The organism is Piscinibacter sp. HJYY11 (assembly GCF_016735515.1).
GTDB lineage: Bacteria > Pseudomonadota > Gammaproteobacteria > Burkholderiales > Burkholderiaceae_C > Rhizobacter.
Genome location: NZ_JAERQZ010000001.1, coordinates 443,395 through 468,769 on the forward strand (window position 1 = coordinate 443,395; position 25,375 = coordinate 468,769).

24 protein-coding genes are annotated in these 25,375 nt (G+C 67.4%); 10 read left to right on the plus strand and 14 right to left on the minus strand.

What is annotated here, in order from left to right; genetic code table 11:
* Position 1 precedes the first annotated feature (1 nt).
* From JI745_RS02010 to JI745_RS02030, 5 genes are all read left to right on the plus strand, one after another.
* Positions 2–382, plus strand: a complete 381-nt coding sequence (locus JI745_RS02010) for a response regulator (protein ID WP_201803346.1) — start codon at positions 2–4, stop codon at positions 380–382.
* 5 nt (positions 383–387) lie between these two features.
* Positions 388–2,103 carry an ATP-binding protein gene (locus JI745_RS02015; RefSeq protein WP_201803347.1) on the plus strand — a complete coding sequence of 572 codons (1,716 nt, stop codon included), beginning with the start codon at positions 388–390 and terminating at the stop codon, positions 2,101–2,103.
* A gap of 145 nt (positions 2,104–2,248) precedes the next feature.
* Positions 2,249–2,941 (plus strand): ATP-binding protein, encoded by a 693-nt coding sequence (locus JI745_RS02020; protein WP_201803348.1) that lies wholly within the window; start codon positions 2,249–2,251, stop codon positions 2,939–2,941.
* Between the two features lie 34 nt (positions 2,942–2,975).
* The gene (locus tag JI745_RS02025) at positions 2,976–4,601 is read left to right on the plus strand and encodes a methyl-accepting chemotaxis protein (protein ID WP_201803349.1); all 1,626 of its coding nucleotides are present in this window, start codon (positions 2,976–2,978) and stop codon (positions 4,599–4,601) included.
* A 139-nt stretch (positions 4,602–4,740) separates the two neighbouring features.
* The gene (locus JI745_RS02030; protein WP_201803350.1) at positions 4,741–7,635 is read left to right on the plus strand and encodes an adenosylcobalamin-dependent ribonucleoside-diphosphate reductase; all 2,895 of its coding nucleotides are present in this window, start codon (positions 4,741–4,743) and stop codon (positions 7,633–7,635) included.
* Between the two features lie 613 nt (positions 7,636–8,248).
* Here JI745_RS02030 and JI745_RS02035 read toward each other — a convergent pair.
* From JI745_RS02035 to JI745_RS02070, 8 genes are all read right to left on the minus strand, one after another.
* Positions 8,249–8,434 carry a hypothetical protein gene (locus JI745_RS02035; RefSeq protein ID WP_201803352.1) on the minus strand — a complete coding sequence of 62 codons (186 nt, stop codon included), beginning with the start codon at positions 8,432–8,434 and terminating at the stop codon, positions 8,249–8,251.
* A 25-nt stretch (positions 8,435–8,459) separates the two neighbouring features.
* Entirely contained in the window at positions 8,460–9,347 is an 888-nt protein-coding gene (locus JI745_RS02040) for an OmpA family protein (RefSeq protein ID WP_201803354.1), read from the minus strand.
* On the minus strand, positions 9,344–9,745 hold the full coding sequence (locus tag JI745_RS02045; protein ID WP_201803356.1) for a DUF4398 domain-containing protein: 402 nt from the start codon (positions 9,743–9,745) through the stop codon (positions 9,344–9,346). Before JI745_RS02045 ends, JI745_RS02040 begins: the two co-directional genes overlap by 4 nt.
* 149 nt (positions 9,746–9,894) lie before the next feature.
* Entirely contained in the window at positions 9,895–10,614 is a 720-nt protein-coding gene (locus tag JI745_RS02050) for a Crp/Fnr family transcriptional regulator (protein WP_201803357.1), read from the minus strand.
* Positions 10,615–10,742: 128 nt separating this feature from the next.
* Complete coding sequence (locus JI745_RS02055; protein WP_201803359.1) at positions 10,743–11,450, minus strand: sensor histidine kinase KdpD; 708 nt, start codon at positions 11,448–11,450, stop codon at positions 10,743–10,745.
* Positions 11,451–11,476: 26 nt separating this feature from the next.
* Entirely contained in the window at positions 11,477–12,259 is a 783-nt protein-coding gene (locus JI745_RS02060; RefSeq protein WP_201803361.1) for a GGDEF domain-containing protein, read from the minus strand.
* 49 nt (positions 12,260–12,308) lie between these two features.
* The gene (locus tag JI745_RS02065) at positions 12,309–13,790 is read right to left on the minus strand and encodes an ATPase domain-containing protein (RefSeq protein WP_201803363.1); all 1,482 of its coding nucleotides are present in this window, start codon (positions 13,788–13,790) and stop codon (positions 12,309–12,311) included.
* A gap of 131 nt (positions 13,791–13,921) precedes the next feature.
* Positions 13,922–14,086 (minus strand): hypothetical protein, encoded by a 165-nt coding sequence (locus JI745_RS02070; protein ID WP_201803364.1) that lies wholly within the window; start codon positions 14,084–14,086, stop codon positions 13,922–13,924.
* A gap of 734 nt (positions 14,087–14,820) precedes the next feature.
* Between JI745_RS02070 and JI745_RS02075 the strand changes: the two genes are divergently transcribed.
* From JI745_RS02075 to JI745_RS02085, 3 genes are read left to right on the plus strand one after another with little or no spacing between them, the layout of a single operon-like run.
* On the plus strand, positions 14,821–15,249 hold the full coding sequence (locus tag JI745_RS02075) for a hypothetical protein (RefSeq protein ID WP_201803366.1): 429 nt from the start codon (positions 14,821–14,823) through the stop codon (positions 15,247–15,249).
* Positions 15,250–15,276: 27 nt separating this feature from the next.
* Entirely contained in the window at positions 15,277–15,555 is a 279-nt protein-coding gene (locus JI745_RS02080; RefSeq protein ID WP_201803368.1) for a CrpP-related protein, read from the plus strand.
* 6 nt (positions 15,556–15,561) lie between these two features.
* Positions 15,562–16,317, plus strand: coding sequence for a trypsin-like peptidase domain-containing protein (locus tag JI745_RS02085; protein WP_201803369.1), 756 nt, complete (start codon positions 15,562–15,564; stop codon positions 16,315–16,317).
* Between the two features lie 52 nt (positions 16,318–16,369).
* Here JI745_RS02085 and JI745_RS02090 read toward each other — a convergent pair whose 3' ends face one another.
* Both JI745_RS02090 and JI745_RS02095 read right to left on the minus strand, forming a co-directional pair.
* Positions 16,370–17,572 carry a DUF5666 domain-containing protein gene (locus JI745_RS02090; RefSeq protein ID WP_201803371.1) on the minus strand — a complete coding sequence of 401 codons (1,203 nt, stop codon included), beginning with the start codon at positions 17,570–17,572 and terminating at the stop codon, positions 16,370–16,372.
* Complete coding sequence (locus tag JI745_RS02095; RefSeq protein ID WP_201803372.1) at positions 17,569–18,540, minus strand: DUF6502 family protein; 972 nt, start codon at positions 18,538–18,540, stop codon at positions 17,569–17,571. The genes JI745_RS02090 and JI745_RS02095 overlap by 4 nt, the downstream gene beginning before the upstream one ends.
* Positions 18,541–18,630: 90 nt before the next feature.
* Here JI745_RS02095 and JI745_RS02100 point away from each other — a divergent pair, with 90 nt between their 5' ends.
* Entirely contained in the window at positions 18,631–18,933 is a 303-nt protein-coding gene (locus JI745_RS02100) for a hypothetical protein (RefSeq protein WP_201803374.1), read from the plus strand.
* Between the two features lie 30 nt (positions 18,934–18,963).
* Here the strand turns inward: JI745_RS02100 and JI745_RS02105 are convergent, their stop codons facing one another.
* The 4 genes from JI745_RS02105 to JI745_RS02120 form a co-directional block, all read right to left on the minus strand.
* Positions 18,964–20,127, minus strand: a complete 1,164-nt coding sequence (locus tag JI745_RS02105) for a GGDEF domain-containing protein (RefSeq protein WP_201803375.1) — start codon at positions 20,125–20,127, stop codon at positions 18,964–18,966.
* Positions 20,114–21,352 carry a GGDEF domain-containing protein gene (locus JI745_RS02110; protein ID WP_201803377.1) on the minus strand — a complete coding sequence of 413 codons (1,239 nt, stop codon included), beginning with the start codon at positions 21,350–21,352 and terminating at the stop codon, positions 20,114–20,116. Before JI745_RS02110 ends, JI745_RS02105 begins: the two co-directional genes overlap by 14 nt.
* 146 nt (positions 21,353–21,498) lie before the next feature.
* Positions 21,499–23,487 carry an MHYT domain-containing protein gene (locus JI745_RS02115; RefSeq protein ID WP_201803378.1) on the minus strand — a complete coding sequence of 663 codons (1,989 nt, stop codon included), beginning with the start codon at positions 23,485–23,487 and terminating at the stop codon, positions 21,499–21,501.
* Positions 23,488–23,598: 111 nt separating this feature from the next.
* The gene (locus JI745_RS02120) at positions 23,599–24,666 is read right to left on the minus strand and encodes an AI-2E family transporter (RefSeq protein WP_201803380.1); all 1,068 of its coding nucleotides are present in this window, start codon (positions 24,664–24,666) and stop codon (positions 23,599–23,601) included.
* A gap of 79 nt (positions 24,667–24,745) precedes the next feature.
* On the opposite strand from JI745_RS02120, the gene JI745_RS02125 reads away from it, so the two are divergent.
* Positions 24,746–25,366 carry a TetR/AcrR family transcriptional regulator gene (locus JI745_RS02125; protein WP_201803381.1) on the plus strand — a complete coding sequence of 207 codons (621 nt, stop codon included), beginning with the start codon at positions 24,746–24,748 and terminating at the stop codon, positions 25,364–25,366.
* Positions 25,367–25,375 lie beyond the last annotated feature (9 nt).

Genomic DNA, 25,375 nt, shown 5'->3' on the forward strand with positions numbered 1-25,375 from the left:
CATGGCCCGCATCCTCATCATCGAAGACAACCAGGCCAACCTGGAGCTCGCGCAATACCTGCTGGAGCACAGCGGCCACAAGGTGCTGCTCGCAACCGACGGGCAGATGGGCGTGGCCGTGGCGCGGCGCGAGAAGCCCGAGCTCATCATCTGCGACCTGCAGATGCCCGTGCTCGACGGCTACGGCGTGCTCGAGAAGCTCAAGCTCGACGCCGCGATCGAGGGCACGCCCATCGTCGCGGTGACGGCGTTTTCGATGTCGGGCGACGAAGAGAAGGTGCGCATGGCCGGCTTCGACGGCTACTTCTCCAAGCCCATCGAGCCTGAAACCTTCGTTCAGCAGATCGAAGCCTTCCTGCCGTCGCGGGCGGGCGATGCCTGAACGCCATGGCCCGCGTCCTGGTCGTCGATGACCACGCCACCAACCGCGACCTGATCGCTACGCTGCTCGGCTATGCCGGGCACCAGGTCGACGAGGCCGCCGACGGGGCCGAAGCGCTGGAGAAGGTGCGCACCACCCGGCCGGCGCTCGTGATCTGCGACATCCTCATGCCCACGATGGACGGCTACGAATTCGCGCGCCGCCTGCGCGAGGAGCCGGGCATCGCCGCCACCGAGGTGATTTTCTGGACGGCCACCTTCATGGAGAGCGAGGCGCGCAAGCTCGCGGCCTCGTGCGGCGTGCACCAGATCCTCTTCAAGCCCTGCGAGCCGCAGGACGTGCTGGACGTGGTGCAGGCCGCGCTGGCCGGGCAGGGGCCGACCGGCCCGGCCGTCACCGTCGACGACTTCGACCGCGAGCACCTGCGCCTGGTCACCGACAAGCTGGTGGCGCAGTCCAACGAGCTGCTGCATGCCAACGAGCGCCTCTCGGCGCTGACCGAGCTCAACCTGCGCCTGGCCTCCGAGCGCGACCCGGTGGCCTTGCTCGACCAGGTGTGCCGCGGTGCACGCGACCTCATCGGTGCACGCTACGCCATCCTCGGCGTGCGGCAGAAGGACGACGCCGAGACGGTGCACTACGCCACCTGGGGTTTCGACCCCGAGGCCGCGGGCGGGCTCGGGCAGAGCGACCTGGCCGCGGGCGTGCTGGGCACGGTGATGCTGGAGCGCACACCCCGCCGCTTCTTCAACCCGTCAGGCGACCCGGTGCGCCTGGGCCTGCCGGCCAACTGCCCGCCGCTCACCAGCGGACTGGTGGCGCCGGTGGTCTCGCTGCACCAGTCGTACGGCTGGATCCTGCTCATCGACAAGGTGGGCCAGGACACCTTCGGCGACGAAGACGAGCACCTGCTCGCCATCCACGCCGCGCAGGCGGGCCGCATCTACGAGAACGGCAGCCTGTATCTGGCGATGAAGCACAACGCCGAGCAGCTGCAGATCGCCAACGAGACGCTGGAGCAGCGCGTGGAAGGCCGCACGGCGCAGCTGCGCGACATCATCGGCGGGCTGGAGAGCTTCAACCGCACCGTGTCGCACGACCTGCGCGGGCCGCTGGGCGGCATCGCCGGCGCATCGCGCAAGGCCTGCGAGTACCTGGCCAACGGGCAGACGGAGCGTGCCTCGCAGATGCTCGGGCTGATTGCCGCGAGCGCCGAGCGCACCGAGGCGCTGGTCAATGCGCTGCTGGCCTTGGCCCGGTCGAGCGAGACCGAGCTGCAGCGCCAGCGTGTCGACACGCAGGCGCTGGTGCGGGAGGCGGTGGCGGCCGTGCCGCAGGCGGCGGGCCGGACACCGGTGGCCTTCAGCATCGGCACCTTGCCCGAGGTGGACGCCGACCCCACGCTGCTGCGCCAGGTCTTCGTCAACCTCATCACCAACGCCGCCAAGTTTGCTGCCGCGGCCCCTGCACCGCAGGTGGAGGTGGGCGCTGCAGAAGAGGGCGGGCACACCGTCTTCCACGTGCGCGACAACGGCGTGGGCTTCGGCCCCGAGCAGGCGCAGCGGCTCTTCCAGCCCTTCCAGCGGCTGCATGGCGCGAAGTACGAAGGCTTCGGCCTCGGGCTGTCGATCGTCAAGCGCATCGTCGAGCGGCACCAGGGCCGCATCTGGGCCGAAGGCCGGCCCGGGCAGGGCGCCACCTTCTACTTCAGCGTCGGCTGAACGCACCTCTTCGTGTTTTTCTGCACTGCTTTCGCGGCAGGGCTAGGGTTACCCATCATCTAAAACGAACGATAAAGAACTACAAAGGAAAGGAAGGGAAAACAAACGATCAAAAAATGATCGACAGATGGGCCCTGGAGACAGCATGTGTGAGGTTCAAACTGAAGACCTGCGCGACACGGTGCGACGCCTGCGCAGCTTCAACCACGGCGTGTCGCACGACCTGCGCGGGCCGCTGGGCGCGCTGAGCGGCATCACGCGGCTGGCCATGCATGCGATCGAGCGCAGCGACACCGCGCGGGCGATGCAGCTGCTGTCGACCACCGCACTGCAGACCGACGCGCTCTGCGGCCTCGTGATGGCGCTGCTGGCCGTGGCCGAAGGCGACCGCCTCCCCGAAGAGCGGCTCGACCTGCGCGAGGTCGTCGTCGAGGCGATCGAGCACCTGGCCCTGGTCGGCACGGCACCGCTGCCGCACATCCGCGTGGCGCCGCTCTTCTTCGTGCGCGGCTCGCGCGTGCTGCTGCGGCAGGTGTTCGTCAACCTGCTCGGCAACGCGCTGAAGTTCACCCGCGAGCGCGCGGTGCCGGTGGTCGAGGTGGACCTCGGCGCGCCGGGCACGGTCGTCGTGCGCGACAACGGCATCGGCTTCGATGCGTCGGCAGCCTGCGGCTTGTTCGAGCCGTTCCAGCGGCTGCACGACGCGGCGCACCCCGGCATGGGCATCGGCCTGAGCCTCGTCAAGCGCATCGTCGAGCGCCATGGCGGCCGCGTCTGGGCCGAGTCGGCGCCGGGCCAGGGCGCCTGCTTCCACTTCACGCTGCCCGCGGCCGAGTGACTTCCCCCCTGAACCTGCAACGGACACACACACCATGAACCGCTTCCGCAATCTTCCGGTCGGCCTGCGGCTGACGCTCGGCTTCGGCGCCTGCGGCGCACTGCTGCTGGCCATCGCGGCCTTCGCCTGGTGGGTGATCGCCGGCATGAAACAGAGCGTCGACGTCATCGTGGCCGAGAACAACCGCAAGAGCGAGCTGGCCTGGCACATGCGCGCCGACCTCGAGGCGGTGGCGCGCGCGGTGCGCAACGTCATCGTCACGCGCGACGCGGCCGTGCAGGCCAAGCAGCGCGAGGCGCAGGCCGCCGCACGCAGCCGCTTCGACCCGGCGCACCAGGCCTTGGGCGAGCTGCTGGTCGACGACGAGGAGCGTGCGCTGCACGCCAAGATCGGCCAGCTTCGCGGCGTGGTGCTGCCCCTGCTCGACGAGGTGATGGACCAGGCCTCGCGCGGCATGAAGGAGATGGCCAGCGAGACGCTGATCGAGAAGGTGCAGGGCCCGCAGACGGAATGGATCGATGCGATGCAGGGCCTCATCGACCTGCAGTCGCGCCGCACCGCCGAGCGCGTCGAGGCCATGGGTCGCCAGCAACGCCTGTCGACGCTGGCGCTGCTGGGCGGCATGGTGCTGGCGGTGCTGCTCAGCGTGGCGATGGGCGCGGCGATCACACGCACGCTGGTGCGTCAGCTCGGCGGCGAGCCACGCTATGCGCGCGACGTGGCGCGCCGCATCGCGGCGGGTGATCTGGGCGAGGCGATCCAGCTGCGCCCCGGCGACCGCGACAGCCTGCTCGCCGCCATGACGGAGATGCAGCTCTCGCTGCGCACGATGGTCTCGGGCATCCAGCAATCGGCCGATGCCGTGCTGGCCGCCAGTGCCGAGATCGCACAAGGCAACCAGGACCTGAGCGCGCGCACCGAGCAGCAGGCCGCCAACCTGCAGCGCACCAGCAGCGCGATGACCGAGCTGACCGAGACAGTGCGCCACAGCACGGCGTCGGCCCGGCAGGCGAGCGACCTGGCCAGCACGGCGTCGGGTGTTGCCGCGCGCGGCAGCGAGGCGGTGGGCGAAGTCGTGCAGCGCATGAACGAGATCCAGGCGTCGAGCCAGCGCGTCACCGAGATCATCGGCGTCATCGACGGCATCGCGTTCCAGACGAACATCCTGGCGCTGAATGCCGCGGTCGAGGCCGCGCGCGCCGGCGAGCAGGGGCGTGGCTTCGCGGTGGTGGCGAGCGAGGTGCGCTCGCTGGCGCAACGCAGTGCCGAAGCGGCCAAGGAGATCGCCGCGCTGATCTCCGACAGCGTGGACCGGGTGGAAGGCGGCAACCGGTTGGTGAAGCAGGCCGGCACCACCATGGCCGAGATCGTGCAGCGCGTGCAGGAGGTGTCGACGCTCATGAGCGAGATCACCGCCGCGTCGGTGCAGCAGGAAGACGGCATCGGCGACATCGGAAAAGCGGTGTACGACCTCGACACCACGACCCAGCACAACGCCGCGCTCGTGGAGGAGAACGCCGCGGCCGCCGGCAGCCTGCGCGAGCAGGCGACGCGCCTGGCGCAGACGGTCGGGCAGTTCCGGCTCAGCGAGGCGGCCCTGGCGCAGGCCGAGGCCGCGGCCCCCGCGGCGGGGATGCCGCTGGCCGCGTCTCCGGCATAGGACGAGTGCTGCCCGCGACGGGGGCAAGGTCTTGCGGCAGGGGCAGCGTGGGGACGTGCCGCAAACTGCTCTGATCGGCATCAAGGACGCCGCGCGGTGCGCGGGCGTACCGTGAGCACCCCTCAGGAAAGCCACGACCATGCATGAGACGAGCGACCCCACCGTCCACACCCGCGCCAACCTGCCGGCGCAGGAGATCAGCAACGAGGTGCTGATCGAGAAATACGCCAAGGGCGACGAGCGCAGCATCGCCGCCGTGTACCAGCGCGTCGCACGTGCGCTCGCGCAGGCCGAGCCCGGCGCGGCGCGGGCGCAGTGGGAAGAGCGTTTTGCGCAGGCCCTGCGGCAAGGCTTCGTGCCGGCCGGGCGCATCCAGTCCGCTGCCGGCACCGGCTTGTCGGCCACGCTCATCAACTGCTTCGTGCAGCCAGTCGGCGACTCGATCGCCCAGGCCGACGACGGCCACCCCGGCATCTACATCGCGCTCACCGAGGCGGCTGAGACCATGCGCCGCGGCGGCGGCGTGGGCTACGACTTCAGCCGCATCCGCCCGCGCGGTGCGTGGGTGGGCAGCACGCAGAGCAGCGCCTCGGGGCCGGTGAGCTACATGCGCGTGTTCGACCGCTCCTGCGAGACGGTGGAGAGCGCCGGCGCACGGCGCGGCGCGCAGATGGGCGTGCTGCGCTGCGACCACCCCGACATCGAGGAGTTCATCCACGCCAAGGACGAAGGCGACCTGCGCAACTTCAACATCAGCGTGGGCGTGACCGACGCCTTCATGGAAGCGGTGCAGGCCGATGCCGACTTCGCCCTCGTTCACCGCGCCGAGCCGGGTGTGGCGCAGAAGGAGGCCGGTGCGCACCAGGCGAATGGCGTGTGGGTCTACCGCAAGGTGAGGGCACGCGACCTGTGGGAGCAGGTCATGCGCTCCACCTACGACCATGCCGAGCCCGGCGTGCTGTTCCTCGACCGCATCAACGCCGACAACAACCTGTCGTACTGCGAGACGATCGCGAGCACGAACCCGTGCGCGGAGCAACCGCTGCCGCCCTACGGCTGCTGCTGCCTCGGCTCCATCGACCTCACGCGTTTCGTGCTCGACCCCTTCGAGCCCAACGCGCGCTTCGATGACGAGGGTTTCACCAGGCTCTGCAAGGTGTCGGTGCGCATGCTCGACAACGTGCTCGACGTGACGGTGTGGCCGCTGCCGCAGCAGCAGGAGGAAGCGCGCAACAAGCGGCGCGTGGGGCTGGGCTTCACCGGCCTGGGCGACGCGCTCATCATGCTCAACCTGCGCTACGACACGCCCGAAGCGCGTGCGATGGCGCGGCGCATTTCGGAAGCGATGCGCGATGCCGCCTACGAGGCCTCGGTCGACCTCGCGCAGGAGCGTGGCGCCTTCCCGCTTTTCAATGCCGACCTCTTCCTGCGCAAGGGCAACTTCGCCTCGCGCCTGCCCGCGAGCCTGCGCGAGCGCATCCGCGCGCACGGGCTGCGCAACTCGCACCTGTTGTCGATCGCACCCACCGGCACCATCAGCCTCGCGTTTGCCGACAACGCGAGCAACGGCATCGAGCCTCCTTTCAGCTGGAGCTATGTGCGCAAGAAGCGCATGCCCGATGGCAGCTTCAAGGAGTACGCGGTCGAAGACCACGCCTGGCGGCTCTACCGCCACCTGAAGGGCGAGGACGCACCGCTCACCCCCGCCTTCGTGACGGCGCTGGAGATGAGCGCACAGGATCACGCGGCGATGGTCGCGGCCGTCGCCCCGTGCATCGACACCGCCATCTCCAAGACCGTCAACGTGCCGGCCGACTACCCGTATGCCGACTTCCAGAACCTCTACATGCAGGCATGGCAGTCGGGCCTGAAGGGGCTCGCGACCTACCGGCCCAACGCCGTGCTGGGCTCGGTGCTCAGCACCACGCCGCAAGGCCAGAAGGCCAGCCCCGCGGTGATGACGCTCAACGATGCGAACCAGCGCCTCGCGCTCGACCGATTGCCCGCGCCGGTGCTCTCGTCGCTGCGCTGGCCCGGCCGGCCCGAGCTGCCTGGCGGCAACGCGGCGTGGACCTTCATGGTCCACCATCCGTTCGGCGAGTTCGCGCTCTTCGTCGGCGAGTTGGCCGGTGACGACGGTGCACCCAAGCCCTTCGAGGTGTGGGTCAACGGCGCGGAGCAACCACGCGGCCTGGGCGCGCTGGCCAAGACCTTGTCGATGGACCTGCGCGCCAACGACCCGGCCTGGCTGCAATTGAAGCTCGATGCATTGGCGACCGTGGCGGAAGAGCGTGCGTTCGAGATGCCGTTCCCACCGAATGGCGAGCGGCGCCTGTTCCCCGGCGTCGTGGCGGCCACGGCGGCGGTGATCCGCTGGCGCTGCGAGCAGCTCAAGGCGCTGCCGCGGCTGGGCGGCAGTTCGCCCACGCCGGTGATCGACGCGATGTTTGCGAGGGACGAGCCTCACACCGGCCCCTCCGGCACGCTCGCGTGGGCGGTCGACGTGCACAACCCGGCCACCGACGAAGCCTTCACGCTCACGCTCAAGGAGGTGACGCTGCCCGGCCCGGACGGCGTGGCCGTCACGCGGCCGTGTGCGGTGGGCTTCTCGGGCAACTACCCGCGCGCGCTCGACGGCCTGGCCCGCGTGCTCTCGCTCGACATGCGCGTGATCGACCCGGCCTGGATCGGCATGAAGCTGCGCAAGCTGCTCAACTATGCCGAGCCGCTCGGCCACTTCATGGCCTTCGTGCCCGGCCTGCCGCACGGCGAGCGCCGCCAGCAGACGTGGCCCTCGACGGTGGCCTACCTCGCGCGCCTGATCATCCACCGCTACGCGATGCTGGGCGTGCTGACGGAGCAGGGCTACCCGGTGCGCGACATGGGCGTGCTCGAGTCACCGCAAGACCGCGACACCACCACCACGCCGCTCATCAGCGGCAAGGTCTGCCCCGAGTGCGGCAACCCGAACGTGATCCACAAGGACGGGTGCGATTTCTGCACCGCGTGCGGGTATGTGGGGCAGTGCGGGTGAGAGGCGCCCGCTCGCGTCTCGAGTTGTGGGATACCGCACAAGGTGAGCCTTGTACGTCATATGCTGAACCCGCCAACCAGCATAAGCGAAGTATCAGTAGGCGTGCGAGTCGACTGTCCGCATCTGGGAATCGAAGTTCACGATGCCCTGGAGATCTCGGAGCAAACCGTGCAATGTCGTTGGCTAGCGTCTAGCCACGGTTTTTTTTGGCGGTTCCCGGTAGCGAAAGTAGCGAGTTTCAACAGACAACGTCCACTCTTGAAGACGTTGCACAACCTTCCGCGCTGATCTTGTGTCCCCGGCGAATAGGAGCATGCCTTCGGCCCGGTCTATGACTTCTCCGCCCGCCTGCACTACAGCGTTGAGCGCAAACAGAGAAGCGGCGACTGTTGGGCTGGGGACGACGGAACGCAGGACATAGCGATTTGTCGCGCGCGTGTCATCCCTACTGAATTGTGAACACGCCTCGTTTACCGGAGGAGGGGCTCCCTCAGCAGTGAAATCACTCTGCTGCTTCGCTAGCGAAGCTTTCAACCCTTCCTCCTTCGTCATCGTTCGCATCTGCATCTCCGTAATGAAAGGTGTGCCTGAAGCCCGTTGCAAGCAGACGGCGCTACTCCGTAGGGTTCTCCGTGCGTTGCCTTCTCATGCGCTCCAGCATCTCGGTCTCTAGGCTCTCCACATGGAAGTAGGCCTCCATGTACCTCTCATGGATCCCTGAGGCCTTCCATGCGGCGAGGTCCAGTTCTGCCCTACGCAGGCGCTGAGCAATCGATGCAAGATCTTCGCGGTAGCTCATGACGCGAGAGGGAGGCGTCGTGAGCTCACGGCCGGTCCTGCGAAATGATCATCTCGACTCGCCGGTTCATCTGGCGTCCGAGCGCAGTGCCGTTGTCCGCAACTGGAGAATCTTCGCCGCGTGACGCTGTACGCAGTCGCGCCGCAGGAACGCCAAGGCTCGTCAGTGCAGTCGCGACCGCAGTCGCACGTCGGCCAGAGAGTTCACGGTTGGAGCTTTCGGAACCGACGTTGTCCGTGAATCCCTCAATCGAAGCCGAGCGGCTGGCATCCTGTAAAACCTCGGCAAGCTTTCGCAACTGGCGCGAAGAGCCCTCGCGTAACGCGGAGCTCCCGGTGTCGAACAGCACGTCGCCCAGTGTGACCACCAGCCCGCGGTCCGTCTTCTTCGCATTCAGATCGGCCAGCAAGCTCTCCAGATCGTTCACGCGCGACTTCTGCTCGCCAAGCTCCTGGTCCTTTCGCATCGAGCGCTGCTCGGCAGCCGCGAGCTCGGAAGACTTGGTCGCGCTGGCCCGTTCGGCCTCGTTGCGCTCCCGTGTGGCAGTGTCAGCCTCTGCGGTACGTGCGGACAGGCGAGTCCGGTCGCGTTCGGCTGCTGCGTTGGTGGTGACGGCCTGATCAGCCAGGCTCGCGGCCGTTTCCTGGGCCAGCGTAACCCGTTGGCCCGTGATGTAGGCGTGGTGATCGACGATGGCCGGACTCCCGTCTGCGGCCCAGGTTTTCTCGGTCAATTGCAGCGCCTGCTCCGCGCGCTTGAGCTCCATCGGAGCATGCGCTGCGATGCGCGAATCTGCCTGCGCGGCTTTGACCCGCAGACGGGCCTGCTCCAGAGAACTGCTCGGCACAGGGGCCGTGGCGCAAGCCATCAGGACGGCTGCAGCAATGGGTGAAGCCAGGAAGCGGGCGTTCATGGCAAGCTCCTGGGGCCGCGCGAGGCCTTGCGATCGACTTCGTCGCGGAGTGCAGCGGCGGCGTTCTCTGTCTCCTGCGCGGCCCTCCGAGAACGCACGGCCTGTGCGTGCATCTCCGCCACCTCGGCGTCGACCTGTGCCTGCTCTGCAAGCCGCGCGGCACGATCAAACTGCTTCGCATCCTGCGCATCCTTGGCCCGTGCCAGCTTCGACTTGGCGAGCTGAAGCTCCGCAGGTGCGAGATCAGCGGTGCCCATGCTGCTGGCTCGCTGAACGGCGGCTTCGGCCAGCGACATCTGCTGGGTTGGGGGCGCCGGGCTCGCACAGGCCGCCATGACGGCTAGCAAACTGGCGCACAGGATCCCGGTGGCAATGGGGGTAGAGATGAGGTTTGACATACGCTTCCTTCGCACCGGGACGGCGCAACCAGGAGCGGCATGCGAACGGCGGGGTTGATGCAGTGTGAGGGGCAGGTCGCCTCTGATCTGTCTGCCAGCGCACCATCCGCAGGTTCAGGCTTCGCGACCGCGTGTAGGAGAGTGGCCCGTCAGGTGGCCACGACCGGCGGCAGCAAACGATCGTATTCGCTCCTGACGACTCTGTAGCACTCGCACACGCGATGCTCGATGCCAGGCCGATCCAGCACGGTGATATGTCCCCGCCGATAACGGATCAGCCCCGCACGCTGAAGATGACCGGCCGCCTCGGTCACCCCCTCGCGTCTCACGCCCAGCATGTTGGCGATGAGTTCCTGGGTCATGACGAGTTCACTGGAGCGCAGGCGATCGAGACTGAGCAGCAACCACCGGCATAGCTGCTGATCGAGCGTGTGGTGACGGTTGCACACGGCGGTCTGGGACATCTGGGTCAGCAACGCCTGCGTGTAGCGAAGCAGAAGGTGGAGAAGCGGGCCTGCCCGGTTGAACTCCTGCATCAGCACATGGGCGCGAAGCCGGTAGCCGCGACCGCTGCTTTGCACGACGGCACGGCTGGTCGTCGACACGCCCCCCATGAACAAGGAAATGCCCACGACGCCTTCGAAGCCGACCACCGCCACTTCGGCCGAAGCGCCGTCCTCCAGCTGGTAAAGCAGCGATGCGATGGCACTGGTCGGGAAGTACACATGCGTCATCCGCATACCGGATTCATACAGCACCATGCCGAGCGGCATGTCCACCGGCTCGAGATCAGACCGCCAGCGCTCCCATTCCGTCGCGGGCAGTGCGGCGATCAGCAGGTTCTGACGAGGGTCGTCTTCCCCAGACATGCGCCTCCCGCAACGTTGATGAACAAACATCGCGGACAAGTCGCGATGTGCCGATCGAGTATAGGAACGCGCTCGATCCTTCGTCGGTCATGACAATCGGGTAACAGGGTCATCGCCGCACGGACACTTCAAACCCTGGATGCTGAGGTGCCCATGAGTGGCAGCTTCACCACGAAGGCGCTCCCCATGTTGGGGCCGTCGCTGCGCGCAGTGACCGTGCCCCCGTGGAGGTGCACCAAGTCCCGCACGACCGCCAAGCCGATGCCCAGACCGTCGCTGCCGGCCGACGGCACCCGGTTCTCTTGCACGAAGAGCTTGAAGACGTGCTCCAGGGCGGCTGCGGATATGCCAAACCCGGTGTCGGCAACGACGACTTCGATCTCGGTTGCGCTCACCGTCGCGGTCAGCTCCACCTGGCCATCTTCCGGCGTGTAGCGCGAAGCGTTGTCGATGAGGTTGCCGAAGACCTGCGCCAGCCGCACCGCATCACCACGCAGGGTCGGCCACCGCTCCGGAAAGTGCGTCACCAGCACTTGGCGTCGACTTTGGATGCTGGGGTGGCAAGCCTCCGTGACGGTCAGAAACAGTTGTCCCAGGTCCACGTCCTGCTCGTTGAGGCGAAATCTGCCGGATCCCTCGCGCGAAACGTGCAGGAGGTCGTCGATGAGTCTCGCCATGCGCGACACCTGCCGAACGATGATGGCTTGCAGCTTCGTGAGCCCTTCTTCTTCCATGCCGTCGCGTGTCAGCAACGCTGCTGCCTGCCGAAGCGGGGCCAGCGGATTGCGCAACTCATGCGCGACCATCGCGAGGAAGTCGAGGTGTTCGTCGCCCATGCCCACCGGGGCGGAGCGCGCTCCCTTCAGCGGTGGAATCGTCGGACCGGACTCGCTTCCATGGCGCGGGGTGATGATGCGGTCCAGACCCGTGTGCTCGAGACTTGCACCGGGCGATTCTGCTGTTCCCATCTCGCGCTGTCCGAAGCATCGATGGCCCCCTCCCGCTTCGCTGCGTGCACCGCGGCGTCGGCCAGGGCGAAGAGCGTTTGCGGGTCGTGAGCGTCGGTCGGATAGTGGCTCACCCCGATGCTCGCGCGGACGTGGACGGCACCTCCCCCGATCACCATGGGCTCGTGGAGCCTGTCTTGCAGCTTGGTCGCGACCACCCGAGGGTCTGCCAAGGCCGATAGATCAGCCAGCAGAACCAGAAACTGATCCGCTCCGAGGTGGCTCACGCCGTCGGTATCGCGGACGGCGCGCTCTAGGCGGCGCCCTGTTTCCCTCAGTACTTCATCTCCGCCTGCCCGACCAAAGACGTCGTTGACCTCGTGGAAGCGGTCAATGTCGATGACGAGCATCGCGAACCTGAGTTCTCGTCGGCCCGCGCGGGCGATGGTTGCCAAGATCCGTTCACGCATCAGGTCGCTGGTCGGCAGCCCGGTGAGCGTGTCACGCTGCGCTTGGCGCGCCAGGTCATCGAACTTGACTCGAGCGGCCTCGGCGATCGCATCGGCCCGCGAGGCGGCAAGAGCCAGCTGCTGGTCGGCCTCGTCCTTGCTGAGCGCAAGTTGCAGCTCGACGAGGCGCGTGCGCAATTGACTGAAATGCGCGCGCAACACTTCGGCTTGCAGGTTGAGCATCGCCATGCCGTGAACGGCAGCGCGCGTTCGCCTCGTCTCTTGGACGTCAAGGGTGTCACGCATCGTCGATCGATTCGGCAGCAGGTAGACGATTTATGCGGCGCGTCGGCTGCCCTCGGAGGAGTCCCTCGTAGCCCGGCAGCATTCCACCGACATGCAAACCGTCGTCGTCAATGTGAAAGAGGCGCAGCTCGCTGGAATGGGCGCACCCGCGAAGCTTCACCACCGCCAGCACGCGCTGCAGGCGGCCGTCGATCTCGATGTAGCGCTGAACGACGATGGCGTCGGTGAGGAACGCTGTTCCGTAGGCGCTGAACCGCAGGTCGTTGTAGCGGTCTTCCAGCTCCGACACCATCACCACGGACACGCCCTCGGCGGCCAGCGCTGCCACCATGCGCGACAGCGCTTCCCGAAACTCGTCCCGGAAGGTCGGCGCCAGCGCGAGTTCGAACCCCGAAAGCGAATCGATGACCACGCGCACGGCACCCAGTCGGCGAATCTCAACCAGCAGCAACCAGGCGATTTCCTCGACTGACAGGGCGGGCGAACTCGTGTCCACTACGCCCACCTGCCCCTTTTCGATCAGAGAGGCCAGGACTGGACCGCGGGACGCATGTGACCGCTGCTCGAAGGCGGCGATGACACCGGCTTCGCCTCGCCGAACCCCTTCAGCGAGAAAAGCCGCGGCCAAGATGCTTTTGCCCGAGCCTGAGGGGCCTGCCACCAGGAGCGAGTAGCCCCGTGGCAGGCCTCCTCCCATCATCTCGTTCAAGCCGGGCACGCCCATGTCGAGCCGCTTGTCCGTTGCAACTGCCGGCAGTGCAGACGCCGCAAGCGCCATTCGGCGCGGAAACACTTCAACGCCGTCAACGCCGATGCGAAATGCGTGCAGGCCCGGCAGCGTCGCCTGGCCACGCATCTTGCACACCTCAAGCTTGCGAACCGCAACGTTATGGTTCGTGCTCTGGTTCAGCACGATCACACCGTCGGCCACTGTGAAGGCCGGGCTCAGGTCTTCATCGTGCAGATCCTCTCCAAGGATGAAGGTAGTGGCCTGCCAGCTCGTCATGAGCACGCTCAGGTCCTGCACGAACTTCTGCAGTCCGACCCGTGCTTTCCCGCCATGCCCGCCTGTCAGGAGTACGGTGCGGAACGAGTCAACGACCACGAGACCGGGCTCGAAGGCCTCAACTTCCTTCGAGATCTGATAGAGAACCTTGCCCGGGTTGCCGGTGGCGGCCGCCTCGGTGAGGCTGAAGAGTCGAATGGAGCGGTTGAAGCGGTCGAGGTCGAAGAACCGATACCGCTGCTGATGGCGCAGCATGCGTAGGGGCGGCTCTCCAAGCACCGTGAAATACAGAGCTGGCCGTTCGGGCGTCGCGAGCGCGAACATCAACTGGTAGGCGAGCGTCGTTTTGCCGGTGCCCGGTGCACCCGCGATCACGTTGAAGGAAGACTCCTGAAGACCTCCTCCCAGGACCATGTCGAGCCCCGGGACGCCGCTTGGAAGCAACCCCGCAGCGAGGTAGGGGGACATGCGTGCTCCAAGAAGATTGCCCTGCGGCGGAAGGGCCATGGTAGGTGGCGCCTACCCCACGCGAGGCTTTTATGTTTTTTCTGTTCTGTGGGGTGGCGCACAGACATTGCGCGTCGCGAGGTTGAGGAAGTTCAGTGATCGTCGCCCGTCGAGACGGTAGCGGTCGCGGGTTTCGCCGCGGTGTTGGCGACAGGCACGGGACGAGGCGCGGCTTTGGCCTGGTAGGCCTTGAAGCCGTCCCAGAGTCTTTTGCCAATGCCGGTCGTGATGGCCAGCAGGATGATCTTGCGCAGCATGTGATGCTCCTTGTGAATGAACCTCGTACCCTACGCCGCAGGTTTCGACCGGGAAGGAGCCGACAGGCTGAGCGCACGTAGTCGCGAGACTACGCAGCCCGCTGTGTTGGCCACCGCACAGAGGGTCTCCGGTCTCAAGTGCAGACTGCGACTGGGCTTGCCTACATGACCATGTTGTTGTCATGAAGGCCTTGTCGAGGGGACGAATGAACATGGACAGCGGCAGTAAGAACATTCCGGAGCGCAGCCATCCTTTGCCTCAGCGCCCGCAAGACGGCACGGGCTACAGAGGCAACGAGAACGCTGCAGCGCCCCAATTCGAAGCGGTCGACGGTGCTCCGACACCATCGGGCGTGATCGGTGTGATACGTCGAATGCGGCGCGGAAGGTGGACCCTCACGGAGGTCTACGGTTGAGCGGCGGGGGCTCCGCATTGAGCTGGCGGGGCTTACAGCGTGACGGACGTCATTCGATGTATCAGGCAGACAGCTTCGACCCGCTCGCTACGCGCGATGCCGTGTGTCAAGGATTGAAGCGCGTATTTTTCAGCCTCGTGCAAGTGGTGCGCAGGCGTCGGGTTGGAGTGCATCTCGGCCCGGTGGCGGCACCCTGCACGGCCGCTGAAGTGTGTCCGTTCGAAGACACCCAGGCGCAGTGGAAAGAGCTTTCCGCTGTGGCGCAGGTTCGGCGAGACGTCTCGCCCGGCACGCCCACTCGTCTGAGGGAGACAGAAAATGGAGTCTGATGGCCGTGACGATCGCCGAGCGAGTCGTTGCCACTATGCATGGGCCGGCCGCCATGTCATCAAGACGTTTCAGGGCTTCGTGACGGGGCTCGAATTCATTCGCTCGGCAGAGGTGGTGTCGGCTGACCCGCGATTCGACGACCTCACTTGTGTGTACAACGACTTTGTTGCCATCGATGGCCACAGCATCGACGCAGCAGCGTATCAGCGGGTCGCGGCGTGCCGAATGGGGGCGATGCACACGAACCCGAATTACAGGGTGACGTTCATTGCGACTGAGCCGTTCTTGACGGAACTAAGCCATGCCATCGCTCGCGCTGATGCCACGCTTCCTTTCCACCCGGTGCTGTTCTCTTCGTTGGCGGCGAGCCAGCTCTGGGTTGCTCGACAACCTGTGCTTAATTTGCTCAGGCCGTGAGGGAATGTCTCTTGCTGCAGCTTCACCATGGCTGAGAGCAACAAGCAGCGCACGAAGCGCAACCACCGCCGCGGCCGCGAGGCGGCGGAACTTGCTCGCCAGGGCGCGAAGTCGGCGGTGCGAGGCGACAGTCCTCCGGTGAACCCAATGGACCACGATGAAAACTCGCCGCCGGCGACAGGTGAGTCGGTTGACGAGTGGAAAAGCCGGCGCGATGCCTGGCAAGCCGGGTACGACCAACAATCCAAGGTCATTCAAAGCACCCAGCCGCCTCCGCCAGTGGGTCGCGATGATGACCACGACTGATACGACATGACCTTGATCGACCCACTGCTGTTTGCCACCACGCGCGTCTCCACGTTCACCGGCACGCGAAGTCTCACAAACGCCAGCGGTTTCTTCTTTCGCCGCGCAAAGAAGCTGTTCCTGGTGACCAGCCGTCACGTTTTTCTTGATGAGTTGCGCCAACATCGCCCGGACCGGATCGAGATCGAGTTGCATGTCGATGCCGACAACGCCGCGCGATCGACCGGCTGGTCGATGCTTCTGTATGACCATAGGCGAGCCACCTGGCGTCAAGGGGTCGACCAAGGTGGGGAGGTTGACGTCGCGGCAATCGAGATTGAGGAAGGCAAGCTCCCAGCGGGCACTGTCGTTCCTGCCTTCACACCCCATGACCTGGCCGGCGAAGACGACGAGATTCCACTCGGGCAAGCTTTGGTGATCCCAGGCTTTCCACTCGGCTTTCACGACGCAACGCACCACCTCCCGGTGACACGTGCAGCCACACTGGCGTCACCTTGGGGACTGCGCTTCCAGGGCAAAGGCTTCTTTCTGACGGACGCACGGACGCACAGCGGAACGAGTGGTGCACCCGTGGTGATGAGCTTACAGAGAGACGGCTTGAGTGGAACGCCGCCGCTGCGCTGGAAATTGCTTGGCGTTCACTCGTCTCGCATGGACATGGGCAACCGAGACCGCGAAGTAGACGAGTACCTCGGCCTCAACGTCTCCTGGTACACCGACATCCTCATGACCCTCACGGCTTCAGCAGACGGGCCTTTGTAGTCTCAATGGACTCAACGTTTTTGGGGCCCCTGAGACTCGCTCGGCACAGAGGCTAAGGACGCTCGAAGCGGATCGATTCGGCCAGCACCTGCGTTCCCGCGGCCGAGCCTCTCACTTCGACCCGCACACCCTCGGCCAGGTCGCTCACCCGACCGCCCGTGAACCGGGTGTCGCCGTCCCAACGCACCGTCATGCCACGCAACACCAGCGTCTGGCTGCCGACGCTCAGCGTTTCGACGGGACCGTGCAGCTCGAATTCTTCCCGCCTGCCGCGCTTGAAATCGAGGACGTCGGCCACCAGCACGCCGGCGCGCATCTCGCCTTCGATCCTCACCCGCACGCCGTTGGCCAGGTCGGCCACGGTCCCGTGACGGACGATCAGGCCGGGCGCGCTCGCATCGACCCGCACACCGGCGACCAGGAAGTCCGAGCGGCTGGTGAAGCTGCTGACGAAACCCTCGACCTTGGCTTCGCTGTTGTCGGGGAAGCTGTACTGCGACGTCCGCACGCTCGTGGCGACCCAGCGGCCCGACACCGGCGTGGTGTTCAGGGTGACCCGCACCCGCAGCCCGTTCGACAGCGTCGGCAACGCCTGCGGCGCGACCGTGCTGTAGTCGATCGTCGCCGTGCCGATCGAGAAATTGCGCACCGGTGGCCCGGCGAGGTTGCCCAGCGTTCCCCGAAGCACGTAGCGCGTCAGCGAGGCCCGGCGTTCGATGCGGGTCGCGGTGTAGCTGCCGGACACCGGGTCCTGGAACCCATAGACGTCGGCCAGTTGCCCAGGTGCCACGGTCGACAGCCCGCCGCCGAAGCCGCCGAAGAGCGTGCCGTCGTCGACCTGCACCGTCTGCCCCAGCACCACCAGGCTCGAGCCCGACACGTTGACCGAGTTGACCGGCCCGCTGATTTCCTGGCCGAACTGGATGCGGCTGGCGGTGCCCTCGGTCGTGCCTCCACGCACGCTGCCTTGCACCTCGACGACCATGCCCAGGCGCAGATCGCTCGGCGGGTGGGTGACGCCATCGTCGTCGACGATGCTCGCCCGGCTCTCGTCGTAGCGGATGCCGTTGACGATGATGGAGCCGAAGCCCGTGATGGGACCGGCAGACGCCGTGGGGTTCTCGACCGTCTGGCCGGTGCCTCCGCTGTCGACGCCACCACACCCGGGCAGTGCGGCCGTCAACAAGAGGCAGAGCGACGTGGCGAGTGACAGCGCCACGGTGGACCAGGGTTGCGGCAAAGGCCAGTGCCTCATTTCGTCTCCTTCGAACCCGTTTTCCGGGCTGCGCGCCGCGGCGCTTTATGGTGGTCCTCCCCTGAGCCAACGTCTGCTCGTGACGATTCGGTCATCGGCGCGTGAAAGGCATACAAGCCGACACGCACCCGCTGGTCTTGTGCGCGGCCCTCCGCCGCGTCCTTGTCGATGGCGTTCTGCAACATGGGCGCGAGCGTGCGCAGCAGGTGCTGCCACTGCTCGCGGATCAAGGGTTGCAGCTCCTGCAGTGAATCGGGCGACAGGCCGTCTGCGAACACCGCCTGCTCGAGATGCGGTGGCGTGTCGGCGAGCACGTTGGTCACCGCGGCTCGCAGATGGTCGCCCACGTTGCTGGCCACGAAACCGAGCATCCGAGGCTCGTCGCCGGCGGGCGCGAAGCGCTCCTTGATCAGCTCGACACGGTCGCTCGCTTCATCGATGCGCGCGAGGCCCAGGCGGCACAGCTCTTCCAGCAGGCTGCGCGGGTGCACGTCTTTCGTCACCGACTGGGCGAGCGCCTCGAAGCTGTTCTGTGCGCCCAGGCGCGGAAGCGAGGCGTGCTTGCGCCACGCCGGATCGCTGAGCCAACGCGTGAAGAGCTGTGTGGCTGCGGTGGGCTTGGCGCCGGTGACAGGCTCACGCTGGAGGAGCCGGTTGACCTCGCGGCGATGCAGGCCGGTGGTCGTGCTGACGCGGCTCACGGCGCGGTGCGGCGTGACGTCGGGGTGTGCGTCGAGTGCTGCTTCGACGAAGGCCGCGCGAAGAAGCTCGTCGAGGTCGGAATGGTGCAGGCCTCGCGCGATGGCGAGCCTGGCGAGCGGAGTCAGAACAGCGCGACAAGCGTCCAGGAGAGCGGACTGCGTTGACGAGGAGGACTGTGTGCCGGGTGGGGTACGACTGTCGGCAGACAAAGCGCGCGGGAAAACAGTGAAGTGGCGGACGGTAGCAGGAGTGCGCGACCTGCACATTCAGGGGTATGCCCAATCCCACGTGCGCCTCACGGCAAATGTGCAAAAAGCACAGTCCTGCTACGCTCCGTGCAACGCCTTTCGCCGCCCATGAAACGCCTTCCCACGAACCTCCTTGCCGGGCTTCTCATCGACCGAGCCGACTACGACAGGCTCGCGGTGCTGTGCGCCCGCGACGCGGCTTTTCCCAGCTGGACCGACTGGAACAAGCTCCAGATCCGTGCCGCCGCGGCGGCACAGAAGCGTGGCGAAGATCCGGACTGCTGGACGCTCGACCTCGACGACTTCACCGCGTGGTGCCGCCAGGCCAGTTCGCCGCCCTGCCTGACGGGCCTGCGCTCCTACGTTCACGCGCGGCGCGTGCGGTCGATGGTTCGCCGCAACGCGAGCTGACGTCGACCTCTCTCGGCCCGACCACGAGCCTCAGCCGAGGCAGCAGCGGTCGCGCCCCGCGGTCTTGGCCGCATAGAGTGCCTGGTCGGCGCGCGCCAGCGCCATCGCAAGCGTTTCGCCCGGCGCGGGGCTCACGATGCCGGCGGAGAACGATGCGCGCAGCGACGGCACGCTTGGCGACACCACCTGCGAGCCGAAGTGCTCGCGCAGCCGCTCCAGCACGAGGCGGGCGTTCTCGGCACCCGACTGCGGCAGCAGGATGAGGAACTCCTCGCCGCCCCAGCGGGCGGGCAGATCGCTCTCGCGCACCGTGTGGCGCATGGCCTCGGCAAAGGCCTTGAGCACCTCGTCGCCCACGCCGTGGCCGTGCGTGTCGTTCACGCGCTTGAAGAAGTCGAGGTCGAGCAGGGCGATGGAGAAGATCTCGCCGCCGTCGCGGTGCCGCTGCAGGTACTGCTCGAGCATCTCGCCCATGTGCGCGCGGTTGGCCAGGCCGGTGAGCTCGTCGTGGGTGGCCAGGTCGTGCAGCCTCGTCAAGGCGACGCGCAGCTCCTCGCGCTGCGTCCTGAGGCGGTGCTTGAGCCGCTTGAGCTGCATGCTGTTGAGCAGCCCCGTGGGCAGGATGCTCGCCATGATCACCCACAGGCAGAACTGCACCTTGGGCGCGTAGACCTGGCTGTCGATGAGCGTGGCCGCGCCCATCACGCCCGTCATCAGCAGCACCGCGAACCAGGTGATGTGGCGGGCGCGCGTGGCGTCGAGGTGGAAGGTCGCCGAGGCCATCGACAGCACCAGGAGCGGCAGCATGGCGGTGTGCATCGGGCCGCTCAGCAGGTACATCGTGGCCGTCCACAGGAGCGCGGTCACCACCTGCAAGAGCGAGAGCGACGGATCGCGGAACCGCTGGCTCCAGCCACTGCGCAGGGCCAGGTAGATGGCCAGCAGCGACAGCGCGCGGCTGACCACCAGCGCGGTGGCGAGGGCGGTGGACATGACGCCCAGCGCGGCGCACTGGACGGCGACCAGCGTGCCCACCCCATAGGGCAGGCAGTTGACCATGGTGCGGCTGAGGTACGTCCGCATCCTGGGCTCGTGGCCCAGCAGCCAGGTGAAGCGCTGGGGCGACGCCTCGTCCTTCGCCTGGGGGAAGGGCGCTGGCAGCGGGGTCGCACCCACGAGCTCAGGCGCTGGCATGGACGACGCTCCGGATCTGAGTGTGGCCGGAGGCTGGCAGTGCCTGGACGCCGGCGATGACGCTGCGCCCGCGACCGCCCTGCTTGGCCGCATAGAGCGCCTGGTCGGCGCTGTCGATCAAGGCCGGGAGCGGCGTGCCCGGCTGATGCGAGGCCACGCCGGCCGAGAAGTCGATGCACAGGCGGCCGGTGGGCACGTCGATCGGCTGCTGCAGCAGGGCGGCGCGCACCTGGTCGATCTGGGCCCGGAGTTCTTCACTCGACAGGCCGCGCGTGCTGAGCACCAGGAACTCCTCGCCGCCCCAGCGCCCGATCAGTTCGGTGGGCGGCAGCGCCGCTTCGGCCACGCGGGCAAAGGCGGCGAGCACGGCGTCGCCCGCGGCGTGGCCGTGCTGGTCGTTCACCTGCTTGAAATGGTCGATGTCGAGCAGGGCGATCGTGAGCGGCATGCCGTCGCGCTCGGCGCGGGCCAGGTGGTGGGCGAGTGCCGATTGCATGTGGCGGCGGTTGTGCAGGCCGGTCAGGCTGTCGTGCGTGGCCCGCTGCTGGATCTGCTCGAGCGTGGCGCCAAGCTCTGCGCGCGTCTCGCGCTCGCGCTGGCGCAGCTGGGCGATCTGGTGGCCCGTCCAGCCGAGCATCAGGATGGTGACGACGAAGCTGGCGTACAGCAGCACCGCTTCGCGCACCGGGAACATCGCCGGATCGACCACGCACATGGTGGCCATCGTGGCCCCGATGAGCACGATCGCGTAGGCCTGCACGGCGTAGGCGCCGCGGCCGTGCAGGGCAAACACGCCATAGGTCACGGTCAGTGCCGCCGGCATCAGCATGCCCGCATGCGCCTCGCCCATGAGCACGTAGCCGATCGCATCCCAGGTGATCGATGCCAGCATCTGCGGAAGGATGAGCCCGGCGTCGGCGAAGCGCCTCGACCAGCCGCTGCGCAGCGCCGCGTAGAAGCCGGCGACCGTGAGCACCATGGCCAGCACGACCGGGACGACGAACTGCGGCGGCGTGAGCCCCGCCCAGCCGCAGTAGACGACCAGCAGCATGCAGGGCACGTAGGTCATGAGCCCGGTCATGGACACCTTGGTGCTGAAGCGCTGCGGCCCTTCGGGACCGAACAGCACGTCGGCGAGCTTGTCTTTCAGGCGCCGGCGGCGCGCCCGGTCCGCACCCCTGGGGGGTGGAGCCTGGCGTGCTTCGGTGGACCGGGTGGTGGGCATGGGCGCGGTGCAGGGCGAGACGCGCAATGCATCCTGGAGGGGGTATCGGCCGAAAGACGGGCGAATTGAGCCCGCCCATGGTGACCAATCTCACCGAAATGCCGACCCGCGGACGGCCGGCAGGTGCTCGCCGGGCGGTGAGCGGCTCAGTGCGGCTCGGACGCCGGCGCTAGCCGCGTCAGCCGGGCCACCTGCGACACCAGCATCGCCGCGTCCAGCGGCTTCTGCAGGAACGCATCGAAGCCATCGCGCAGCGCGCGGTGGTGGTCCTCGGCCCGGGTGAACGCGGTGAGCGCGATGGCCTTCACGCCGGCGATGGCGGGGTCGGGCTGTGCGCGCACGCGGCGGATGAACTCGAAGCCGTCCATCTCGGGCATGCCGATGTCGCTGACGACGAGGTCGGGCCGTGCCTCGGGCAGGAGCGCGAGTGCAGCCGCGCCGCTGGAGGCGATCAGCACCCGGGCGCCGCGGTCGCCGAGCAGTTGCTGGACGAGGATGCGGGCATCGGGCTCGTCGTCCACCACGAGGACGGTGGTGCCCGTCAGGTCTTCCTGCGGCACCGCCGGCTGGCGCGCGGCCGGGCTGGCAAGGCTCGCTGGTGATGCGTCGCGCGGCGGCGGCGTGGCCGAGGGCAGGGGCAGGCGCACGGTGAACGTCGTGCCCCGGCCGAGCCCTTCGCTGCTCACCGCGACCGTGCCGCCGTGCAACTCCACCAGCTGGCGGCAGATGGCCAGCCCCAGGCCCAGGCCGCCGTGCCGCCGCGTGGTGGAGGCATCGGCCTGGCGGAAGCGCTCGAACACATGCGGCAGGAAGTCGCCGGCGATGCCGATGCCGCTGTCGATCACCCGCACCACCACCTGGCCCTGCTCGCGACGCAACTCCACGCGCACCGTGCCTTGCGCCGGCGTGAACTTCGACGCGTTCGACAGCAGGTTCCACATCACCTGCTGCAGGCGGCTCGGGTCGGCCCACACGCGGCCGCTGTGGCGGTCGAGGTCGGCCGTGAGCTCGATCTGCTTAGAGAACATGGCGGGGCGCACGGCTTCCACGGCGGCCTCGACCACCATCCACGGCTCGACCAGCTCGGGCTCGAGCCGCACGCGGCCGGAGACGATGCGGCTCATGTCGAGCAGGTCGTCGATCAGGCGGGCCTGCAGGCGCGCGTTGCGCTCGATGGTGTCGACCCCCTTGCGGATGAGCTCCTCGTCATGGCGCGTGCGCAGGATCTGCGCCCAGCCGAGCACGGCGTTGAGCGGCGTGCGCAGCTCGTGCGACAGCGTGGCGAGGAATTCATCCTTCAATGCGCTCAGGCGCTCGGCCTCGAGGCGCAGGGCGCGCTCGCGCTCCAGCATCTGCTGGCGTTCCTGGGCGGTCTGCTGCGAGAGCGCGAGCACCGCGGTGCGTGCCTCCAGGCGCGCGTCGTACACCGTCGTGAGGAGCGCGATGGCGAGCACCGCCACGGTGGCGACCACGACCACCGTGGCGAGTTGCGTGAGGGTGAACTGGCCGGTGGCGGCGCGGCAGATGCTGTTGCCGGGGAAGTTGGCCGCGCCCATGCCGGTGTAGTGCATGCCGACGATCGCAAAGCCCATCACGATGGCCGCGGCCAGGCGGTAGATCCACACGTGCGGCGATGCGCTGGCGCGCAGGCGGAAACCGATCCACAAGGCGGCGGCCGCCGCCGCGATCGCGATCGCGAACGATGCGGCCACGAGCATGGGGTCGTAGACGATGCCCGGCTCCATGCGCATGGCGGCCATGCCGACGTAGTGCATGGCGACGATGCCGATGCCCAGCAGCACCGCCGACCGCGCAAGCGCCGGCCACGACAGTGCGACGCCGCCCAGTTGCCACAGCGCGATGGCCGACACGAGGATGGGCAGCAGCCACGACAGCAGCGTGATGCCGAGGTCGTAGCCGAGCGGGATGGGCAGTCGAAACGCCAGCATGCCCACGAAGTGCATGGCCCAGATGCCCGTGCCCATGGCGAAGGCGCCTCCGGCGATCCACCAGCGCGCGGCCTGGCCTTGCGAACTGGAGACACGCTCGGCCAGGCTCAGCGCCGTGTACGAGGCCAGGATGGCCACGAGGACCGAGAGCAGGACCAGCGGTGTTTCGTAGTAGCCGACCAACATGGCAAGAGGTCTTGCGAGAGTGGCGCCGGTTGTAGCACTTCAGGAAGTGCGTCGCCAGGAGTGTTGATTCTGGTTTCAATGTCGCGCCGTCTGGCGCTGCGCTGGAACGCGTCAGGGGTCTGGCTGAGGCCTCGCTGTCGAGTCGTCGGTGGTGAGGTCCCACACGGCGATGAACAGCGCAGCCAGCACCGGCCCGATCACGAAGCCGTTGATGCCGAAGAGCGACATGCCGCCGATGGTGGAGATGAGCACCACCCAGTCGGGCATGCGCGTTTCCTTGCCGACGAGGATGGGGCGCAGCACGTTGTCGACGAGGCCGATCACGAGCGTGCCGAAGGCGATGAGCCCGATGCCCTGCGCCACTTGGCCGGTCGACAGCAGATAGATCGCGATGGGGCCCCACACCAGCGCCGCCCCCACCGCCGGCAGCAGCGACAGGAAGGCCATCACCACCGCCCAGAGCACCGCGCCGGGAATACCCAGCACGAGCAGCGCTATGCCGCCGAGCGCGCCCTGGATCAAGGCGACGACCACGTTGCCCTTGACCGTGGAACGCACCACGGTGCTGAAGTTCTTGGCCAGGCGCTGCTGCACCGTGGGCTCGAGCGGCACGGCGCGGCCCACGCGCTTGAGCAGCTCGGGTCCGTCGCGCAGCAGGAAGAAGAGCAGGTAGAGCATCACGAAGAAGTTGACGGCGAAGTCGAGCGTGCCCTGGCCCATGGTCCACAGCCGGCGTGCGATGGGCTGCGAGCCGTCGGCCGCGGTCTGCTTGATCCTGTCCTGCAGGCTGGACAGGTCGCCGAGCCCTGCGCCTTCGAGGGTGCGCGTCGCCCAGGAGGGCAGGGCGCCCAGCATGCGCCGGTAGAGCGCGGTGAGGTCGATCTCGCCCGAACGCAGCTTCTGCACGAGCGCGGCGGCCTCTTCGACCACGAAGCCCGAGACCACCACCGCCGGCAGGATCACGAGGAGCAGCACGAGCAAGGTCGTGAGCGCGGCGGCAACCGCAGGTGGCAGCCGCATGCTGGAACGCAGGCTGCGCTGCAGCGGCCTGAAGAGGATGGCGAAGGTCACCGCCCACAGCACCGCGCCGAACACCGGGAAGATCACCCACAGGAAGGCCACCGTCACGGCCACCAGCAGGGCGAGGAATGCTTTTCGTTGGAGATCTTCTGTGTGCATCGCCTCTGGTCGGGCAATCAGCGTTCCCGGCTGCTGCGGTTATTCTCCCGGCCCATCAGAACAAGATGCCTGCTCTCCCATGCCCCCGCGCACGCCTGCCTCACCGCCGCCACGCCGCACCCAGCTCGAACGCAGACAGGACGCCGAGCAACGCCTGCTCGAAAGCGCCATCGAACTGATCGGCCAGAAGGGCGTGAACGGGCTGACGCTGAGCGAAGTGGGCGAGAAGGCCGGCTACAGCCGCGGGCTGGTGTCGCACCACTACGGCAGCCGCGACGCCTTTCTTCGCGTGGTGGCGCAGTCGCTGCGCCAGCGCTTCGTCGACGCCGAGCAGCAGACGCACCACGAGCCCGGGCTCGATGCCTTGATCGCCAACGTGGAGCTCTACCTCTCGGGCAGCAGCCCCGCGTCGCGTGCGGTGAACGTCTTGCTCACCGAGGCGATCGTCGCGGGGGGCAGCCTGCTGGAAGACATGCGCGCGTTCACCGCGACGTCGCGCAAGTACTTCGCCAACCAGATCCGCGCCGGCATCGCGCGCGGCGAGATCCGCGGTGACATCGACCCCGACGCGCAGGCCGCGATGATCCTCGGCATGCTGCGCGGCGTGGCGGCGCAGGCGCTGCTCGACGAGAAGGTGCAGAAGGGAAAGATGCGCGCGGAGATGGTGGCGACGATCCGGCGGATGTTGTCGGTGTCCTAGGCGTTGTCG

Bases quoted from the DNA above. Each gene is read 5' to 3' on its own strand.
- JI745_RS02115 (WP_201803378.1), bottom strand. From the start codon at position 23,487: ATGTTGGTCGGCTACTACGAAACACCGCTGGTCCTGCTCTCGGTCCTC.
- JI745_RS02085 (WP_201803369.1), top strand. From the start codon at position 15,562: ATGACCTTGATCGACCCACTGCTGTTTGCCACCACGCGCGTCTCCACG.
- JI745_RS02095 (WP_201803372.1), bottom strand. From the start codon at position 18,540: ATGTGCAGGTCGCGCACTCCTGCTACCGTCCGCCACTTCACTGTTTTC.
- JI745_RS02050 (WP_201803357.1), bottom strand. From the start codon at position 10,614: ATGTCTGGGGAAGACGACCCTCGTCAGAACCTGCTGATCGCCGCACTG.
- JI745_RS02055 (WP_201803359.1), bottom strand. From the start codon at position 11,450: ATGGGCGACGAACACCTCGACTTCCTCGCGATGGTCGCGCATGAGTTG.
- JI745_RS02070 (WP_201803364.1), bottom strand. From the start codon at position 14,086: ATGCTGCGCAAGATCATCCTGCTGGCCATCACGACCGGCATTGGCAAA.
- JI745_RS02040 (WP_201803354.1), bottom strand. From the start codon at position 9,347: ATGAACGCCCGCTTCCTGGCTTCACCCATTGCTGCAGCCGTCCTGATG.
- JI745_RS02080 (WP_201803368.1), top strand. From the start codon at position 15,277: ATGGCTGAGAGCAACAAGCAGCGCACGAAGCGCAACCACCGCCGCGGC.
- JI745_RS02020 (WP_201803348.1), top strand. From the start codon at position 2,249: ATGTGTGAGGTTCAAACTGAAGACCTGCGCGACACGGTGCGACGCCTG.
- JI745_RS02105 (WP_201803375.1), bottom strand. From the start codon at position 20,127: ATGCCAGCGCCTGAGCTCGTGGGTGCGACCCCGCTGCCAGCGCCCTTC.
- JI745_RS02045 (WP_201803356.1), bottom strand. From the start codon at position 9,745: ATGTCAAACCTCATCTCTACCCCCATTGCCACCGGGATCCTGTGCGCC.
- JI745_RS02065 (WP_201803363.1), bottom strand. From the start codon at position 13,790: ATGTCCCCCTACCTCGCTGCGGGGTTGCTTCCAAGCGGCGTCCCGGGG.
- JI745_RS02125 (WP_201803381.1), top strand. From the start codon at position 24,746: ATGCCCCCGCGCACGCCTGCCTCACCGCCGCCACGCCGCACCCAGCTC.
- JI745_RS02075 (WP_201803366.1), top strand. From the start codon at position 14,821: ATGGAGTCTGATGGCCGTGACGATCGCCGAGCGAGTCGTTGCCACTAT.
- JI745_RS02110 (WP_201803377.1), bottom strand. From the start codon at position 21,352: ATGCCCACCACCCGGTCCACCGAAGCACGCCAGGCTCCACCCCCCAGG.
- JI745_RS02015 (WP_201803347.1), top strand. From the start codon at position 388: ATGGCCCGCGTCCTGGTCGTCGATGACCACGCCACCAACCGCGACCTG.
- JI745_RS02025 (WP_201803349.1), top strand. From the start codon at position 2,976: ATGAACCGCTTCCGCAATCTTCCGGTCGGCCTGCGGCTGACGCTCGGC.
- JI745_RS02010 (WP_201803346.1), top strand. From the start codon at position 2: ATGGCCCGCATCCTCATCATCGAAGACAACCAGGCCAACCTGGAGCTC.
- JI745_RS02100 (WP_201803374.1), top strand. From the start codon at position 18,631: ATGAAACGCCTTCCCACGAACCTCCTTGCCGGGCTTCTCATCGACCGA.
- JI745_RS02030 (WP_201803350.1), top strand. From the start codon at position 4,741: ATGCATGAGACGAGCGACCCCACCGTCCACACCCGCGCCAACCTGCCG.
- JI745_RS02120 (WP_201803380.1), bottom strand. From the start codon at position 24,666: ATGCACACAGAAGATCTCCAACGAAAAGCATTCCTCGCCCTGCTGGTG.
- JI745_RS02090 (WP_201803371.1), bottom strand. From the start codon at position 17,572: ATGAGGCACTGGCCTTTGCCGCAACCCTGGTCCACCGTGGCGCTGTCA.
- JI745_RS02035 (WP_201803352.1), bottom strand. From the start codon at position 8,434: ATGAGCTACCGCGAAGATCTTGCATCGATTGCTCAGCGCCTGCGTAGG.
- JI745_RS02060 (WP_201803361.1), bottom strand. From the start codon at position 12,259: ATGGCGATGCTCAACCTGCAAGCCGAAGTGTTGCGCGCGCATTTCAGT.